This is a genomic window from Agrobacterium sp. 22-209-1 (assembly GCF_053522485.1).
This window is the reverse complement of the sequence record NZ_JBNWCH010000002.1, coordinates 636,242-653,309: the sequence shown is the minus strand read 5'-3', so window position 1 is coordinate 653,309 and position 17,068 is coordinate 636,242. Positions and strand designations below refer to the sequence as shown.

13 protein-coding genes and 1 other annotated feature are annotated in these 17,068 nt (G+C 59.5%); of the genes, 7 read left to right on the top strand and 6 right to left on the bottom strand.

Annotated features, from left to right (window positions below; all coding sequences use genetic code 11):
- Positions 1 to 33 precede the first annotated feature (33 nt).
- The 4 genes from ACQZ48_RS07505 to aspS form a co-directional block, all read right to left on the bottom strand.
- On the bottom strand, positions 34 to 1,515 hold the full coding sequence (locus tag ACQZ48_RS07505) for a SulP family inorganic anion transporter (RefSeq protein WP_448728704.1): 1,482 nt from the start codon (positions 1,513 to 1,515) through the stop codon (positions 34 to 36).
- A 75-nt stretch (positions 1,516 to 1,590) separates the two neighbouring features.
- Positions 1,591 to 1,646 (bottom strand) — a sequence feature (sul1 is cis-regulatory element that is thought to sense ions involved in sulfur or methionine metabolism; They are found in Alphaproteobacteria).
- A gap of 77 nt (positions 1,647 to 1,723) precedes the next feature.
- Entirely contained in the window at positions 1,724 to 3,175 is a 1,452-nt protein-coding gene (gene creD / locus ACQZ48_RS07500; RefSeq protein ID WP_448728703.1) for a cell envelope integrity protein CreD, read from the bottom strand.
- Between the two features lie 255 nt (positions 3,176 to 3,430).
- A complete protein-coding gene (locus tag ACQZ48_RS07495; protein ID WP_149146622.1) occupies positions 3,431 to 3,907 on the bottom strand; it encodes an FUSC family protein in 477 nt (158 codons plus the stop codon).
- A gap of 2 nt (positions 3,908 to 3,909) precedes the next feature.
- Positions 3,910 to 5,697, bottom strand: a complete 1,788-nt coding sequence (aspS, locus tag ACQZ48_RS07490; RefSeq protein ID WP_173988660.1) for an aspartate--tRNA ligase — start codon at positions 5,695 to 5,697, stop codon at positions 3,910 to 3,912.
- Between the two features lie 191 nt (positions 5,698 to 5,888).
- Here aspS and ACQZ48_RS07485 point away from each other — a divergent pair, with 191 nt between their 5' ends.
- The 7 genes from ACQZ48_RS07485 (at position 5,889) to ACQZ48_RS07455 (ending at position 13,257) form a co-directional block, all read left to right on the top strand.
- The gene (locus tag ACQZ48_RS07485) at positions 5,889 to 7,160 is read left to right on the top strand and encodes an MFS transporter (RefSeq protein ID WP_077982527.1); all 1,272 of its coding nucleotides are present in this window, start codon (positions 5,889 to 5,891) and stop codon (positions 7,158 to 7,160) included.
- An 82-nt stretch (positions 7,161 to 7,242) separates the two neighbouring features.
- Positions 7,243 to 8,403 (top strand): ribonuclease D, encoded by a 1,161-nt coding sequence (gene rnd / locus ACQZ48_RS07480; protein WP_191217768.1) that lies wholly within the window; start codon positions 7,243 to 7,245, stop codon positions 8,401 to 8,403.
- 481 nt (positions 8,404 to 8,884) lie between these two features.
- Positions 8,885 to 9,913, top strand: a complete 1,029-nt coding sequence (locus ACQZ48_RS07475; protein ID WP_137410081.1) for an adenylate/guanylate cyclase domain-containing protein — start codon at positions 8,885 to 8,887, stop codon at positions 9,911 to 9,913.
- A gap of 96 nt (positions 9,914 to 10,009) precedes the next feature.
- Positions 10,010 to 11,368 (top strand): esterase-like activity of phytase family protein, encoded by a 1,359-nt coding sequence (locus ACQZ48_RS07470; RefSeq protein ID WP_137410080.1) that lies wholly within the window; start codon positions 10,010 to 10,012, stop codon positions 11,366 to 11,368.
- A gap of 239 nt (positions 11,369 to 11,607) precedes the next feature.
- Positions 11,608 to 11,955, top strand: coding sequence for a YunG family protein (locus ACQZ48_RS07465; RefSeq protein WP_191217767.1), 348 nt, complete (start codon positions 11,608 to 11,610; stop codon positions 11,953 to 11,955).
- Positions 11,956 to 12,128: 173 nt separating this feature from the next.
- Positions 12,129 to 12,476 (top strand): hypothetical protein, encoded by a 348-nt coding sequence (locus ACQZ48_RS07460; RefSeq protein WP_077982533.1) that lies wholly within the window; start codon positions 12,129 to 12,131, stop codon positions 12,474 to 12,476.
- A 148-nt stretch (positions 12,477 to 12,624) separates the two neighbouring features.
- A complete protein-coding gene (locus ACQZ48_RS07455; RefSeq protein WP_191217766.1) occupies positions 12,625 to 13,257 on the top strand; it encodes a DapH/DapD/GlmU-related protein in 633 nt (210 codons plus the stop codon).
- A 47-nt stretch (positions 13,258 to 13,304) separates the two neighbouring features.
- Here ACQZ48_RS07455 and ppx read toward each other — a convergent pair whose 3' ends face one another.
- On the bottom strand, positions 13,305 to 14,828 hold the full coding sequence (gene ppx, locus ACQZ48_RS07450; RefSeq protein WP_191217765.1) for an exopolyphosphatase: 1,524 nt from the start codon (positions 14,826 to 14,828) through the stop codon (positions 13,305 to 13,307).
- The gene (locus ACQZ48_RS07445) at positions 14,825 to 17,023 is read right to left on the bottom strand and encodes an RNA degradosome polyphosphate kinase (protein ID WP_077982968.1); all 2,199 of its coding nucleotides are present in this window, start codon (positions 17,021 to 17,023) and stop codon (positions 14,825 to 14,827) included. Before ACQZ48_RS07445 ends, ppx begins: the two co-directional genes overlap by 4 nt.
- Between the last annotated feature and the right edge of the window lie 45 nt (positions 17,024 to 17,068).

Below are 17,068 nucleotides of genomic sequence, written 5' to 3'. Positions count from 1 at the left end.
GCCCCGGTTCAAAACCGGGGCTTTCATTTTCACTCAATGCAATGGTGCGGCAGCGCCTTCCCGCTTGTCGTGCAGGGCGAAGCGGTCGATCATATGGGCGCTCGCCTCATTGACGCCGATCACCTCGACCCGCTTGCCGCCTCTGCGGAACTTCAGGACCACCTTGTCCAGCGCGCCGACCGCCGAAATATCCCACAGATGCGCCTCCGTGACATCAATCGTCACCGCCTCCACCTCTTCGGCAAAATCGAAGGCGGCGATAAAGCTTTCCGTCGAAGCGAAGAAAATCTGGCCGTCGACGCGATAGATCCGCTCCCGGCCATCGGCTGAAAGCTCCGGCCGGACATGGAAGAGTTTTGAAACCTTGCCCGCAAAAAACACGCCGGAGAGAAGGACGCCGGCCAGCACGCCCTTTGCAAGGTCATGCGTTGCGAGCACCGTGCCGACCGTCACCAGCATGACGATGCTGGAGGATGGCGGATTGCGGCGCAGATCAAGAATGGAGCGCCACGAGAATGTGCCGATGGAGACCATGATCATGACAGCCACCAGCGCGGCCATGGGAATGATGCGCACAAGATCATCCAGCACCAGGATGAGGAACAGCAGGAACGCGCCCGCGACGAAAGTGGACAAACGGCCCCTGCCGCCGGAACTGACATTGATGACGGACTGGCCGATCATGGCACAACCGCCCATACCACCGATGAGGGCAGACGCTATGTTGCTCGTCCCCTGCCCGATGCATTCCTGGCTCTTGTTGCTGCCCGTATCCGTCATGTCGTCGACGATCTGTGCCGTCAGCAGCGATTCCAGCAGGCCGACAGCAGCCAGTGCAATCGAATAGGGAAAGATGATCTGCAACGTCTCGAAGGTCAGCGGCACCTGCGGCAGGGCCAATATCGGCAGCGTCGAGGGCAACTCGCCGAGATCGCCGACCGTGCGGATATCCATGCCGGAGAAAACCGCCACGCAGGTCAGGGCGACGATGGCGACCAGCGGTGACGGGATGATCTTCGTGACCAGCGGAAAGAGATAGATGATCGCAAGTCCGGCTGCGATCATGACATAGGTTTCAACCGGTACGCCGATCAGTTCGGGCAATTGCGCCATGAAGATCAGGATCGCCAGTGCATTGACGAAACCGGTCATCACAGAGCGCGACACAAAGCGCATCACCCGGCCGAGTTTCGCAAAACCCGCCGCGATTTGCAGCATACCCATGAGGATGGTGGCGGCGAAGAGATATTGCAGGCCATGTTCCTTGACGAGCGTGACCATAAGCACGGCTGTCGCAGCGGTTGCCGCCGAAATCATGCCGGGCCGCCCGCCGGTGAAGGCGGAAACGCAGGCGATGGCGAAGGAGGCAAACAGCCCCACCTTCGGATCGACACCGGCAATGACGGAAAAGCCGATGGCTTCGGGAATGAGGGCGAGCGCCACGACGATGCCGGAAAGGAGATCGCCGCGAATATTGGAAAACCACTCACGTCTGTAAGTCTGAAATCTGTTCATTTAATTTTTTTCGCAAAGAATGACGCACCGGCCGGAGCCATGTCCGGTAGATTAAGAAGGACTGTCGGTGCTTTGCGTTGTCTGGCGGATCGGCGGCCAGAAGAGCCACCCGGAATTTCACCGGGTCCGTGGTGAATGCCCCATCTATAAACGGCAAAAAAGCGGGCCGCAAGTTGTGCGCCCGCTTTTAAGATCAAGCTATCCCACCTCAGGTGGCGTTGGTCCGTGTGCTGTTTGCGACGTCGATCGAAACAGCCGCTCCAGACCAGTCCACTTTGCGTGTTGCAAACATGGTCGCCGCGATGGCGATGAACGATATGACCGCGCCGGCAAGCAACGCATACTCGTCCTCATTCAAGACCAGATACATCACGCCATAGGCCACCGCCAGAACACTGAAAAGTGCAAGACCGTTGCTGCGACTACGGGTGGCACTGCCAAGATAAAAGGCAATCAGGGCCGCTGTGGAGAAGGAGGCCGCCGCATAGGCAACGGTGAAACCCGTATGTTCGGCGAGCGCGAGCAGCAGCACATAGAAGACGATGAGCGCCAGACCCGTCAGCACATATTGTATCCAGTGCACAACGCTGCCGCCCTTGAGTTCCACAATGAAGACGGCGAGGAAGACAAGCGAGATGAAGCCGATGGAATATTTCAAAGTTCGGGCGATGACCTGATAGAACTTCACCGGCTCAACGAGATTGATCGTCATCAGGCTGTTGGAGAGCGGCAGCCGCGAACCCTCGACAACACGGTCTATGCCTCTTGCGAGATAGGGAATAGTCCAGCTGGCGTTGAAATCCGAAGCCGTGACCGTTTTGATTTCCGGCAGGAACAGCCCTTCAAAACCCGGATGCGGCCAGTCGGCTTTTGCCGTAAAGCCCGTCGTCTGGCCGGCTGGTGCGACGGCGAAACTACCCGACCCATTCAGCGAGAATGCGATATCGAAATCAAAGCCGCTCTCGATCAGGTTTCTGTCGATCGGCCTGTGCACGCCCGCATCTGATCTTATGGAGCTGTTTTCACCGGCGCGGCTTGGGATCACAGAAATATCGCGCATACCGGGATCGAAGGGCAAAACAGTGCCGCCGTTTATGCGAACCCCGGCGCTCGACCTTATACCGGTAATATCCTCTATGCTGAGGACGAGAATGGCGTTGTCGAGGCGCGGGGTGCCGGCAAAACGGGCGAGATCTGTCAGGACTCCCTGCCCGAAGCGCCCCTTCAGCACGAGATCACCGTTATAGACGGGCAAGCTGTAGATCGAGAGCTTCTTTTCCTCGGTTTTGAGGTCCGCTGTCACCTGCAGCGTTTCCGGCATGACCAGCGCCCACTCCGTCACGCGATCCACGATGGTTCGGCCATCAACCTCGCGGCGGCGCTCCACGTCGAAGGGCACGGCAAGATAAGGGCCGTTCACAACCTGATCGCCGCCCCACCCGTTCGCGATCCGTCCGGAAACCTCCCTCGCCCGGGAGGCGCGCTCTTCCGTCAGTCCCCAGACGAGCATGAGTGGAACCAGCAGGATCATAGAGATGAAACCGATCATCAGAAACTTCGCGCCGGGTGAACGCAGGCTGGCGGCAAAATTGCCGCGCGGCATGGCTGGAGGAATTGGCCCGACCGGCGGTGGCGGCTCTTTGTTCGTCTCGTGTACCATTCTGAAATCCTCATAAATATGATCGCGCCAGAACCGGAAAAATTTCGGCTGGCGCCGTCCCAGTCTTAAAATCAAGTGGCTTGCATCCCCGAATTGGATACAGCCCCATACTGGGGTTGGATTTCGGCCGTTTATTCGCGGAATTCGGTAAATCTCGCGGAAAAATTGTGGCGACGCCGGGATTGGTGTGCCAGCAATAGTTCATATCGCGAGTGGTAGCTGGCTTTGGGGCGAAAGTGATAAGCGCAAGCGGAGCTAGAGCTTCAGCCGCTCGCGAAAGAAGACGAGCGCGACGGCCACACCGGTCGCGACGCCCACAATAACATCGACAAAACGGACAAGCCCGGCAACCTGCGGCCCCATCAGGAGCACCAGCATGGCTGAAGCGCCAGCCTGTATCGGCACGACCGGCGGCAGGCCGAACATGGAGGCGAGGATCATGGCAATGAAGGTCGCCGAGGCCAGCCGGATTTCAGCGAAATCATGTGGGACAAGGAGCGCGACCTCCCCGACGAGAATGCCGATGGTGACACCGACCATCAGCCCAAGTCCCTGACGGACATGGCTTGGAATTCCCGGAGCAAGGCAGATAAGCGCGCTGATCGCAGCAAAGACGGGTTGTGGATGGCCAAGCCACCGATGCGCCACCCAGAACGCAAAAGCGGCCGCAAGTGCGGCCGCCAATGCACGGGTGAAGGCTGCGCGAACCCGGTCGAGCAGCGTCTTCAACACGATCAGTCTTTCTTGGACGGAACGACGCGCAGCGCCAGTTCGCGAAGCTGCGTCGGCGTTGCCGGCGACGGCGCGTTCATCAGGAGATCCTGCGCCTGCTGGTTCATCGGGAACAGCGTGATTTCGCGCAGGTTCTTCGCGCCGACCAGCAGCATGACGACACGGTCGATGCCGAATGCGCAACCGCCATGCGGAGGCGCGCCGTACTGGAACGCGCGGTAGAGGCCGCCGAAGCGCTCTTCCACGTCGGCTTGGCTGAGGCCAACCTTTTCGAAGGCCTTGACCATCAACTCGGGCGACTGGTTACGGATCGAACCGGAGGCGATTTCGAAGCCGTTGCAGACCGCGTCATACTGGAAAGCCTTGATGGAGAGCGGGTCCTGCCCTTCCAGCGCTTCCATTCCGCCCTGCGGCATCGAGAAGGGGTTGTGGGCGAAATCGATCTTCTTTTCTTCTTCGTTGTATTCGAAGAAGGGAAAGTCGACGATCCAGCACATTTCGAAACGGTCGCGGTCGATCAGGTTCAGTTCGTCGGCGGCGCGGGTGCGCGCTTCACCGGCGAACTTGTAGAACTTGGCGGGATCACCGGCGACGAAGAAGCAGGCGTCGCCCGCCTCAAGGCCGAGCTGCTGGCGAAGCGCCTCGGTGCGTTCCTCGCCAATGTTCTTGGCGAGCGGGCCGGAGCCGCCGACCTTGCCGTCTTCTTCCTTCCAGAAGATGTAACCGAGGCCCGGCTGACCCTGGGACTGGGCCCAGGCGTTCATGCGGTCGCAGAATGCGCGCGAACCGCCGGTCTTGGCCGGAATTGCCCAGACCTGAACCTTCGGGTTGGAGGCGATCATGTTCGCGAAGACCTTGAAACCCGAACCATCGAAGTGCTCGGTCACGGCCTGCATGACGATGGGGTTGCGCAGGTCCGGCTTGTCAGAGCCGTATTTGCGGATCGCTTCATCATAAGGAATGCGCGGCCATTCTTTGGTGACAGGCTTACCTTCGGCAAACTTTTCGAAGACGGCCGTCATCATCGGCTCCATCGTGGTCCAGACATCTTCCTGGGTCACGAAGCTCATTTCGACGTCGAGCTGGTAGAATTCGCCCGGCAGGCGGTCGGCGCGCGGGTCTTCGTCGCGGAAGCACGGCGCGATCTGGAAGTAGCGGTCGAAACCGGCCACCATCAGAAGCTGCTTGTACTGCTGCGGCGCCTGCGGCAGAGCGAAGAACTTGCCTTCATGAATACGCGACGGCACGAGGAAGTCGCGCGCGCCTTCCGGCGAGGAGGCCGTGAGGATCGGCGTCGTATATTCAGCAAAGCCGGCATCGGCCATGCCTGTGCGCATGGCGGAGATGATCTGCGTGCGCTTGACGATGTTCTTGTGCAGCGTTTCGCGGCGCAGGTCGAGGAAGCGGTATTTCAGGCGAACGTCTTCGGGGTAGTCAGGCTCACCGAAGACCGGCAGCGGCAATTCCTTGGCCACGCCGAGAACCTCGATCTCCTGGGCGTAAAGCTCGATCTCGCCGGTCGCCATGCCCTTGTTGACGGTGTCTTCCGAACGCGCCTTGACGAGGCCGTCGATGCGGATGACCCATTCGCCGCGCACGGTTTCGGCAACCTTGAAGGCCGGGCTGTCAGGATCGGCAACCACCTGGGTAATGCCGTAATGGTCGCGAAGGTCGATGAAGAGAACGCCGCCATGATCTCGCACGCGGTGAACCCAACCGGAAAGGCGAACGGTTTCGCCGACGTCGGACTTGCGGAGAGCGGCACAGGTGTGGCTGCGGTAACGATGCATTTTTATATCCTGGAACGTGTCGTGCGCCCGTTGGAGGCCAGATGGGCGGCACTGTCGAAATTTGCCGGAAAAGCGCATGGCCAGCCTGATTTGTCAAGGCAAAGCGCAACAATGTCGCCTTCAGCCTGTCCTTTCCTCTGCCTTCGCTTTAGATAGGACTAATCCAGCCCGCCAAACCGAGTCGGCCCGCAATGAGCCAGATCAGACCTCTTATCCCGCTTCTCGTGACTGCCGGTATCCTCATCGGCGGCAACGGCCTGCAGGGAACCTATATAGCGCTGCGCGGTCTCTCCGAAGGTTTTTCCGCCAGCACCATCGGCCTCATCAGCGCCGCCTATAGCATCGGATTTGCACTCGGCTGCATTTCCGTAACGCGGCTTTTGCGCAAGATCGGGCATATCCGAACCTTTGCGACCATGGCCGCGGTCGCCTCCGCCGCTTCCATCGCCATGCCGCTCATCATCCACCCGCTATTCTGGATGCTGATGCGTTTCGTCATTGGCATTGCGGTCGCCTGTCTTTTTGCGGCTATCGAAAGCTGGATCAACGCGCAGGTCACGAATTCAAATCGGGCGCGCACGCTCTCCATCTATCGTTTCGTCGATCTCGGCTCCGTGACGCTGGCGCAATATGTCATTGCCGTGATGGGTGTCGAAGGTCCGGTGGTGTTTTCGTTAATTGCGATAGCGCTGGTGCTGTCGCTGGTGCCGATCTCGCTTGCCGACAAGTCCAACCCTGCCCCGCCGAAACAGATTCCCTTCGATCTTTTCGCCGTCTGGCGCATCTCCCCGCTTGCGGTCGTCGGTTGCGTGGCGGTTGGCCTCAGCATGGCAGCCTTCCGCAATATCGGGCCTATCTATGCCGAGCAGATCGGCTTTTCCGTTACCGCCATTGCCACCTTCATGAGTGCGGGCATTATCGGCGGGGTCGTGCTGCAATATCCGCTCGGCGTTTATTCCGACCGTTACGACCGGCGCATCATCATTCTCGCCACAACGGCGGGCTCGGTCATCGTCGGCCTGTTTCTCGCATTCTTCGCCGGCACGAATGAATGGAGCAACATCATCGGAGTCTTCATCTTCGGCGCTTTCGCCCTGCCGCTTTATTCATTGAGTTCCGCCCACGGCAACGACCACGCCAAGGAAGGCGAACATGCGATGATGTCGGCTGGACTGTTGTTTTTCTGGTCTGTCGGAGCGACGGTCGGGCCGCTTCTTGCCTCCGTCCTGATCGATCATTTCGGCCCGAAGGCGCTGTTCAGCTATACGGCCGCAATACAGATTGTTTTCATCGCTTACACGATTTACCGGCTGCAGGTGCGCGAAGGCGTACCACTTGAGGAACGGAACTGGCGGTTCAGCTCGCTGTTGCGCACCTCGGCCTATTTCCAGAAGCTCGCCGCCCCCAACCCACCCAAAAAGGATGGGCCGGAGCCCAATCCGCCTGAGAAAAACGATCCTTGAGCCTTGAAAAGCGGGCTTTGTATTGACATGCGCGCGGCAAAGGGAAAGTAAGACGGATAATTTTCACGAGTGGCCATTTGCAATGATTGAAACGACTGCCGCCCTCGCCGAGGCCTGCACGGAACTGGCGAAATCGGAATTCATTACCATCGACACCGAATTTTTGCGGGAAACGACCTTCTGGCCAGAGCTTTGTCTCGTCCAGATGGCGAGCCCTACCCTTGAGGTGCTGGTCGACCCACTCGCCAAGGGCATTGACCTTACGCCGTTGTTCGAACTGATGGCCAATCCAAACGTCGTGAAGGTTTTCCATGCGGCGCGTCAGGATATCGAAATCATCTATCATCTGGGCGGGCTGATACCGCATCCGATCTTCGATACGCAGGTCGCCGCCATGGTCTGCGGTTTCGGCGATTCGATTTCCTACGATCAGCTGGTCCAGAGAATCAAGAATGTGCAGATTGACAAATCCTCGCGCTTTACCGACTGGAGCCGTCGTCCGCTGACCGAAAAGCAGCTGGATTATGCGCTGGCCGACGTGACCCATCTGCGCGATGTCTATCTGGCGCTGAAAGCCCAGCTGGAGCGCGAAGGCCGCTCGCTGTGGCTGACCGAAGAGATGGATATTCTGGAATCGCGCGACACCTATGACATGCACCCCGACGATGCATGGCTGCGGTTGAAGTCGCGTCTGCGAAAGCCGACGGAACTTGCGATCCTCAAATTCATCGCCGCCTGGCGCGAGCGTGAGGCGCGCTCCCGCAACGTGCCGCGGTCGCGTGTCCTCAAGGACGATGCGATCTTCGAAATCGCCCAGCAACAGCCGAAGGACGCCGAGGCGCTGTCGCGGCTTCGCACCATTCCCAAGGGTTGGGAACGGTCCGCCTCCGGCACCGCCATCATCGAAACGGTGAATGCGGCGCTGGCACTGCCGAAAGAAGAGATGCCGAAGGCGCCGCGTCACAGCCACGCACCGGAAGGCTCCGGCGCTGCCGTGGAACTTTTGAAGGTTCTGCTGAAGCTGACGGCGGACAAGCACGGCGTCGCCGCCAAGGTTATCGCCAACAGCGACGATCTGGACAAGATCGCCGCCGAGGGCGAAAAAGCGACCGTGGCGGCGCTGACCGGCTGGCGGCGGGAACTCTTCGGCGATGTGGCCCTGAAGCTCATCAATGGCGAAGTCGCGCTGCGCTTTGCCGGCAAGAAGGTCGAGGCGGTGGAGGTTACGGCAAGCGAGCCATAACGGCCCGCCGCTTTCCACCCCGACGACGACCTCCTCGACCACTATAATCGCGGCCCGAAAGGCATGGGCTGCGGCTGGAGAGGCTGGAAGGAGAACGTCCCTTCACCATTGACTGCGCCACCTGCACCCGCACGGGAGAACGCTGTTCGACCGGGCCTGGATCGACGGCGACCGGCTGCGTTTCGTCGCCTTCCCCGTCAAATGGTCGAAACGCTCGCCGGATGACTGACCGCAATCCCCGCTTGAAACCGCCTATCACAGAACATTCTATTAGGCGTATAAGAGCGGCAACGCCGATTTTGCGGCAACGGCGCAACAGCCGTACCAATCCTTCATGCAACCTTACCGATTGCTCACTTTTTGCGGCGCTTTTTCCACATTAATGTCGCATATGACCTCAACAGAAGCTTCGCACGAAGGGAGCGGCCTGCCCTTCTTTCCCAAGACCAAAGCCTTCCCTTCCCGAGACCCAAGAACCGACATGAGAAAATTGCTGCCCATTCTGGATTACGTGGTGCTCTTCGTTGCCGTGGCCGGCAGCGGCGTGGCATACGCCTTTCTGGAATATGGCGGCGGTGCATTGATCGGCGCGACCTATGCGCTGTTTGCCTGCGCACCCATCCTCGCTTTCGAGCGCGGTTACATCATGCCAGGCCTGTCGCGGCAGGTTAGCGCCCTGCCGACGCCGGCCTATATCGCCGTCGGCCTCGTCATTTATGCCATCCTCGTCTTTTGCGGCTTCGGACTCGGTGGCACGATCCTGTGGTTGAGCGGGATATTTCCAGGTACCTGGAAACGCGCCGTCCATGCCGAGTTGCAGACGCTGATCTTCACCCTCATTGTCTGCGGCATCATCGTCTTCATCATGAGGGTGCGCGAGCTTCTCGGCCGCGATATCTTCATCGACCTCATCCTGGGGCGTTATCGCCGGCCGGTCAGCGAAGACCGCGTCTTCATCTTCATCGATCTCGTCGGCTCCACCTCCTTCGCCGAGACCCATGGCGACCTGAAGGCCCAGGAATTTCTCGGGGAAATCTTTGCAAGCTATGCCGCACCGGTCAGAAAACACGGCGGCGTCATCGACGACTATATCGGCGACGCCGCCATCATCACCTGGCCCTATCACATGGCGATCAGGAGGGCGGCCTGTGTGCGCTGCGTTTTTGACATTCAGGCGACCATTGAGGAAAAACGCGACATATGGCTTTCCCGCTTCGGCGAAGTGCCGCGCCTGCGTTTTGCCATCCATGGCGGGCCTGTCATCACGGCGGAAATCGGCGTCGACCACCACAAGATCACCTATTTCGGCGATACGGTGAACACGACCTCGCGGCTCGAATCGCTGAGCAAGATGCTCGGTCATCCCGTGCTGATTTCTGCCGATCTCGCCCACCAGCTGGTGCTTCCCAAGGGCGTGCGCAGCGAATATCTCGGCGAACATGCGGTAAAAGGCCGTGGCCAGACACTCGGCGTCTGCACACTCAGCCAATATCAGGCCCCCGCCGTATAATTTCATCAAAGCTTCAAACGGCAATCACCTGCCTGTCATGCGGCGACCCTATCGCGTCAATCCAGTCTTCAACAGGTATTGAGAGGGGTCTCCATCATGAAGCACATTCTTTTTGCGTCCTGCGCCATCCTTGCACTCGCCTCCATCTCGCAAGCCGCCGAACAGGAGTTCCCGGCAAAGCTGGTCTCTCACGCCATCCTGCCGGCAAACACCATCATCCCGGCGCCCACGGACGCGCCTGAGCACCTCAAGACCTCCGCCAAGTTCACCACCGCCGACCGCAAGCGCGCGGAAGGTCTCGGCACCGTACCCGGCAAGGACGGCGTGCGCCTGACCGGCCTTTCCATGCCGTTCAACGGCCAGCCGATGCAGGGTTTCTCCGGCATCAAGGCGATGCCCGACGGCAGCTTCTGGAGCCTCTCCGACAATGGCTTCGGTTCCAAGCTCAATTCCAGCGACGCCATGCTGATGCTTCACCACCTGAAGTTCGACTGGGATGCCGGCAAGGTCAACGCGCTGGAAACCGTGTTCCTTTCCGATCCTGACATGAAGGCGCCCTTTCCCATCGTTCTGGAAGGCTCGAGCACGCGTTACCTAACGGGCGCGGATTTCGACGTTGAATCCATTCAGCCGGTTGCCGATGGTTTCTGGGTCGGCGAGGAATTCGGTCCCTACATCCTGAAATTCACCCGCGACGGTAAGCTGACCGACGTCATCTCTACCAAGGCCGGCGACATCGAGGTGAAGTCTCCCGACCATCCCGCCCTTGCCCTGCCCGGCAACCCGACGCAGAAAATGCCCGCTTTCAACCTGAAGCGTTCAGGCGGTTATGAGGGCATGGCGCTCTCCAAGGACGGCTCGAAGCTCTACGGCCTGCTGGAAGGCCCGCTTTACACAGCCGACGGCCAGGTGGAAAAAACCGAAGACGGCGCGACCGCGCTGCGCATCGTCGAACTCGACACCGCCAAGAAGGAATGGACCGGCCGCAGCTGGCTTTATCCCCTGGCGGAAGGCGGCGAGGCAATCGGCGACTTCAACATGCTGGATGACGCGACCGCCCTCGTCATCGAGCGCGACAACGGCGCCGGCACCGCCGACAAGGCCTGCGCCGACCCCAAGGCTCCGGCTGCGGACTGCTTCGCCCGCCCTGCCAAGCTGAAGCGCATCTACAAGATCGAATTCAACGACGCCAATGTCGGCAAGTCCGCCCGCAAGATCGGCTATATAGACCTGATGAAGATCTCCGACCCGGACAACAAGAAGCGTCAGGGCGGCGGCAACGGCTATTACGACATGCCTTTCGTCACTATCGAGAATGTCGACCGTGTCGATGCCAACCATATCATCGTCGGCAACGACAACAACCTGCCCTTCTCGGCCGGTCGGGCTCTGGACAAGGCTGACGACAACGAATTCGTCCTGCTGGAGGTCAAGGACCTGCTGGACGCAAAGTAAGACGAAGGCTGCTGTCACTTGCTTTGACGGCTGCGAATGATCCCGACGGAGCGCCCGGCAGACACAAATGTCTGCTTGGTGCTCCGTTGCTATTTTCCAGAGCTAGAGCAACTCCGGTGAACGCCGGCTCACCTCCATGGCTCTAACTCTTTGTTTTTGCGCATTTTCAGAAGTAAACCGAGCGCACTTCTGCTGAAAATGCTTTAACCGAAACATACGTGTGGAAAAGAAGACGTTTCATGCAGGACCATGCAGAAAGACTTTATTACGCCCTGAAGAAAAGTTGGTCGGGCGAGACGAGCGGCTTCTGGTCGCGGGAAAACCCCGCCAAGGGCCAAGGCAGCGTCACCGCGCTGGTGGTGCAGGATATTCTTGGCGGCGAACTCGCCAAAACCGCCATCAGCGGCACCGAGCATTTTTACAATATCGTTGAAGGCACGCGCTGGGATTTCACCTTTAGCCAGTTCGATGTTCCGGTCGGCTATCAGGACAGGCTTGCCAGCCGCACCGAAGCCATGGCGACAATAACGCCGTTGCAATATGCCTATCTCAGCGCCTGCATCCGCAAGGCGCTCGGGCACGGCTGAGCCGTTTGCAAAGCAACGCCAGCCCATTGCCGTTTCGATCCGCGCATCGCGGCGCGGTGGTCAACCAGTGTGTTGCGTTTCAGGACCATGATTTCAATCTTTCCCGCAAAGCGGACACAATCCATGCGATAATATCGCCAGCAAAATGGTTGCACCGACAGGAGAGACATTCGATGAGTGAGAGTTGCCCGGTTCTGACACCGGCTGAGCGGCAAGTTCAGAACATATTGGAGCGGACGGAAGCAGCGATGATGGCAACCGTTCATGCAGCGCTCGAACATGCCAGCAAAGAGGTCACTGAGGCGTTCCGGGCCGTTGGTTCAGACATGCAGCCGCCGCCCCACGATTATTTTGCCGCTGTCGCCCATCAGCAGCTCTTCCTGATGTTATGCGGGGCCGACCCGAAAACCTTCGAGGGCGGCGACCCCGACATCGCCGGCCACCTCATCCGGAACGCGCAAAACATATCCGACCACTACTGGAAGAAAACGCCTGCCGCGGCAGATGTCCCTGGCAAGTGATACGCTCTGCGTAAGACAGGGCTTCGCGGCACGCGGCGGCACGCGCGATCTGCGTTTCAGAAGGATGCCCGGCCGGACACCTTTTGCCATTCCACGTCACAGCACCTTCATCATCACCGGTTAAGCAGGCGCAAATTCGGAGGCTGGAATGGATTCGACCGCACAGATCAAGCGCCCGAAAATCGCAGAGACCGTCATCCATGCGACGGCGAGCATAAGAGATTCCAATATCGGCGAATGCTGCGAAATTCTGGCTGACACCGCCCTGCACAATGCCGACCTCGGCAATTACTCCTACCTTGGACCCCGTTGCATGGTAGGCGATGCAACGATCGGAAAATTCTGCGCCATCGCCGCAGAGGTCAGAATAGGCGCTCCGAACCATCCCATGGACAGGCCATCCATGCACCGTTTCAGCTATTGCCCTGAATATTATTCTGCGGATGCCGGGCGCGATGACGCCTTTTTCGAGCGGCGCAAGGCGGATCGCGCCATCATCGGTCACGATGTCTGGATCGGTCACGGCGTTATCGTCTTGCCAGGTGTCACGGTTGGAGACGGCGCAGTGCTCGCCGCCGGCGCGGTCGTCACCAAAGATGTGCCGCCCTACACCATCGTCGGCGGCGTTCCCGCGAAGATCATTCGCGAACGATTTTCGCGATCCATCGCGGAAAAGCTGTCTTCAATCGCATGGTGGGACTGGCCATTCGAAACAATCATGGCGCGGCTTTCCGACTTTCAGTCGAGCGACATAGAAGCATTTTGCGAGCGCTGGTCATAGCGAACACAAGAACCGTTCCTGTCACAAAACGGAAACATCGCCGTTCGTTACTCGAACACGAAGGCCAGCCGCTTGCCCGTCAGCTTCGCCAATTGCTGCAGGCGGCCATCCAGTCGCTCGCCGGCGAAATCGCAATAATCGTGCGGCACGACGAATTCCAGATCGAGATCGGGGTTGCCGGATTTGCGAAATTTCAGGTGGTCGACGACGCCCGGCATCGAGGCCGAGAAGAGGTAAACGACGCGGAGCAGGCCGCCCAGCAGCTTGCCGAGTTCCTGCAACCGGTCTCCCGCCATGGCTGCGAGCGGCTGCGTGGTGCCGTTGTCGTTCAGACCTTCGAAGCGATAATAATTGGCGAGCGCAATATAGGCGCGGCCGGGATGGGTGATCGCCACGAAGGAGGAATGGGCGATGATGTTGAGTGCCTGCAATCCGCGATAATCGGGATGGGCGCGCCAGCTGATATCGGCCAGCAGGCAGGCCGCCTGCCGGTAGCGACTTTCCTCTTCCGTCTCTTCGATACCGAAGACAGGAAAGGTCCGGCCGCTCCAATCCGCCAGTTCGCGTGCATGTTCGGGCGAGCGGGCGCGCAGAATGGCAAGCTCATCCGCCGCAACCAGCAGCGGATCAGAATTCCGCTCTTCTTCCGTCAGCAGCGAATAAAGATACCCTTCACGCACGCCCTGCGCTGAGAAGGCGATCTTGGCCGGCTTCATCGCTCTCAGAACTTCCCGCATGGCGATGGCACCGAAGGGAAGAAGCGAGCGGCGGTTCTTGGAAACCGCCTGCCAGGCCGGATCCTTGCTATCCCGGGAGACGATGACTTCTTCCAGAAAATTCAGCATTTCCGCCAGCGGCAATTCATATCCCTGCATCATGTGCAGCGGATAGCCCGATATCTCCATGTGCAGCTTGGCGATGTTTCGCCATGTGCCGCCCACCGCGTAAAAGGTGCGCCCCTCACCCGCCGCCAGAAGTTTGGCGAAGGATTTGACGTGTTTTCTGGCAATCGTCGCCGCTTTTTCCAACGAACCGTCCGACTGCTCCGACAGCCGCAGACCGCCGAGCGGCAGGGTGATGCCCTCGCCGCAGTTCTTACCCTTGATGTCGATGAGTTCGAGCGAACCGCCGCCGAGGTCGCCGGCGATACCGTCTGGATCATGGAAACCGCTGATCACGCCATAGGCGGAATAAAGCGCTTCCTTTTCACCCGACAGGACCTCAATCTCGCAGCCGAGGATGGCTTCAGCCTCACGGATAAAATCTGGACCATTTTCCGCCTCACGCGCGGCCGCCGTCGCCAGCACATAAAGCTGTTGCGCCTGGGCCTGCTCGGAAAGCGCATGGAAGCGCCTCAGCGCCATCAAAGCGCGGGTGACGCCCTCCTCATGCATGCGCCCCGTCAGCGCCAGTCCTTTGCCAAGGCCGCACAGGACCTTTTCGTTGAACAGCACGGCGGGCGCGCGGGAAAGACCTTCATATACGACGAGACGAACGGAGTTCGAACCAATATCTATGACGGAAACGGGGGCGAGGCCGGTCAGCCGCCCCTGTGCTTCTGATCGAGTCATTCAGCCTGTTTCTTGCGGGACGAAATCAACCCGGCAATCAATTTGGGCGCACTGGATTTCAAGGCTTCACCACGTCCGGAAAGGCTGGGATTGGTCATGAAATAGTGCTGCGCGTTGAACGGTTCTTCGCCTTTACGCACCTCGATGCGCCTCGACGTTCCGTCCGCAAGTATCTCGTAGCTCTGTTGGTTGTCAATGAGATTGCCCAGCATAATCTGTGAAAGAACCTGCTCATGCACGGTGGGGTTGGTGAGCGGAACCAGCGTTTCCACACGGCGGTCAAGGTTGCGCGGCATCATGTCGGCCGAGCCGATATAGACCAGCGCCTTGTCGGACGGCAGGCCAAAACCATTGCCGAAGCAGAAAATGCGGCTGTGCTCGAGGAAGCGGCCGACGATGGATTTGACGCGGATATTGTCCGACAGGCCCGACACCTGCGGGCGCAGGCAGCAGATGCCGCGCACGACGAGGTCGATCTCCACGCCAGCCGCGCTGGCGCGGTAAAGCGCATCGATGATTTCAGGATCGACCAGCGAATTCATCTTCATCCAGATCGCCGCCGGCGCGCCGCGCTTGGCATGCTCGATCTCTTCGTTGATGTGCTTCACGATGCGGGCGCGCAGCGTATAGGGCGAAACGGCCAGCTTCATGCCCTCTTCCGGTTCGCCGTAACCCGTGATGAAGTTGAAGATGTTCGCCATGTCATGGGCGATCTTCGGGTTGCATGTGAAGAAGGACAGGTCGGTGTAGATCTTGGCGGTGATCGGGTGATAATTGCCGGTGCCGAGATGGCAATAGGTTCTGAGCTTGCCGTCCTCGCGGCGCACAACCATCGACATCTTGGCGTGGGTCTTGAGTTCGATGAAGCCGAAGACGACCTGCACGCCGGCGCGCTCCAGATCGCGCGCCCAGCGGATATTCGCCTCTTCGTCGAAACGCGCCTTCAGCTCGACCAGCGCAGTGACAGATTTGCCGGCTTCGGCCGCGTCGATCAGCGCGCGAACGATCGGGCTGTCGTTGGAGGTGCGGTAGAGCGTCTGCTTGATGGCAAGCACTTCGGGGTCGCGCGCCGCTTGCAGCAGAAACTGGACGACGACGTCGAAGCTCTCATAGGGATGGTGAACCACCATGTCCTTTTCGCGGATGGCGGCAAGGCAATCGCCGGCATGTTCGCGCACGCGCTCCGGGAAACGCGCGTTGTAAGGTTCGAATTTCAGGTCGTCGCGCGGCGCGCGCACGATTTCCGAAATGGTGTTGAGCGCGAGAAGACCGGGCAGAACGGCGACGCGGTTATCCGGTACGCCAAGCTCATGCACCACGAACTGGCGCAGCGACTGCGGCATTTCGCTATCGGTCTCGATGCGGATGACGGAACCGCGGCGGCGGCGCTTCAGCGCGCTTTCGAAAAAGCGGACCAGATCTTCCGCCTCTTCCTCCACCTCGATATCGCTGTCACGGATGATACGGAACGTGCCAAAGCCCCGGACGCTATAGCCGGGATAAAGCCGGTGGATGAACAGGCCGACCACATCTTCAAGCGTGATGTAGCGGATGGCGTTCTTGTCGTCCGGCAGGCGCACGAAACGGTCGAGCGCGGGCGGCAGACGCAGGAGCGCCGTCATCGGCTCGCGGCCGTTGACGCTGTCAAGCTGCAGGCCCATGGAAAAGCCGAGATTGGGAATGAAGGGGAACGGGTGCGCCGGGTCGATGGAGAGCGGCGTCAGAACGGGGAACATGCGTTCCTCGAACTCCGTTTCCAGCCAGATGCGGTCGGCGTCCGAAAGTGCGGCGGGGCGCACGATGAAAATTTCTTCTTTGGCGAGATATTGCTGCAAAACAGCGAGCGATGCCTGCTGCTCCATCTGCAGATTATCGATTTCCTTCAGAATATCTTCGAGCTGCTCGGCCGGCGTCTTGCCGTCAGGCGTCCTGACGGTGATCTTCTGGCGTACCTGCCCTTCAAGGCCGGCGACGCGGACCATGAAAAATTCATCGAGGTTGGCGGCCGAGATGGACAGGAAACGCAGCCGCTCAAGCAGCGGATGATCCGTGTTCAGCGTTTCCTCGAGAACGCGGCGATTGAACTGGAGCCAGGAGAATTCGCGGTTGATGAAACGCGCCGGGCTGTCCCAGAGGTTCTCGCCCTCAGCCACAGGCTGAACCTTGTTGAAGTCTTCCTGCGCGATAGCGTCCATGCCCTGTTCCGTCCCCTGACCGATTTCCGTCCCGTGATCCTGCTG

Bases quoted from the DNA above. Each gene is read 5' to 3' on its own strand.
- ACQZ48_RS07445 (WP_077982968.1), bottom strand. From the start codon at position 17,023: ATGGACGCTATCGCGCAGGAAGACTTCAACAAGGTTCAGCCTGTGGCT.
- ACQZ48_RS07460 (WP_077982533.1), top strand. From the start codon at position 12,129: ATGAGTGAGAGTTGCCCGGTTCTGACACCGGCTGAGCGGCAAGTTCAG.
- ACQZ48_RS07485 (WP_077982527.1), top strand. From the start codon at position 5,889: ATGAGCCAGATCAGACCTCTTATCCCGCTTCTCGTGACTGCCGGTATC.
- aspS (WP_173988660.1), bottom strand. From the start codon at position 5,697: ATGCATCGTTACCGCAGCCACACCTGTGCCGCTCTCCGCAAGTCCGAC.
- ACQZ48_RS07455 (WP_191217766.1), top strand. From the start codon at position 12,625: ATGGATTCGACCGCACAGATCAAGCGCCCGAAAATCGCAGAGACCGTC.
- creD (WP_448728703.1), bottom strand. From the start codon at position 3,175: ATGGTACACGAGACGAACAAAGAGCCGCCACCGCCGGTCGGGCCAATT.
- ACQZ48_RS07475 (WP_137410081.1), top strand. From the start codon at position 8,885: ATGAGAAAATTGCTGCCCATTCTGGATTACGTGGTGCTCTTCGTTGCC.
- ppx (WP_191217765.1), bottom strand. From the start codon at position 14,828: ATGACTCGATCAGAAGCACAGGGGCGGCTGACCGGCCTCGCCCCCGTT.
- ACQZ48_RS07465 (WP_191217767.1), top strand. From the start codon at position 11,608: ATGCAGGACCATGCAGAAAGACTTTATTACGCCCTGAAGAAAAGTTGG.
- ACQZ48_RS07505 (WP_448728704.1), bottom strand. From the start codon at position 1,515: ATGAACAGATTTCAGACTTACAGACGTGAGTGGTTTTCCAATATTCGC.
- ACQZ48_RS07470 (WP_137410080.1), top strand. From the start codon at position 10,010: ATGAAGCACATTCTTTTTGCGTCCTGCGCCATCCTTGCACTCGCCTCC.
- rnd (WP_191217768.1), top strand. From the start codon at position 7,243: ATGATTGAAACGACTGCCGCCCTCGCCGAGGCCTGCACGGAACTGGCG.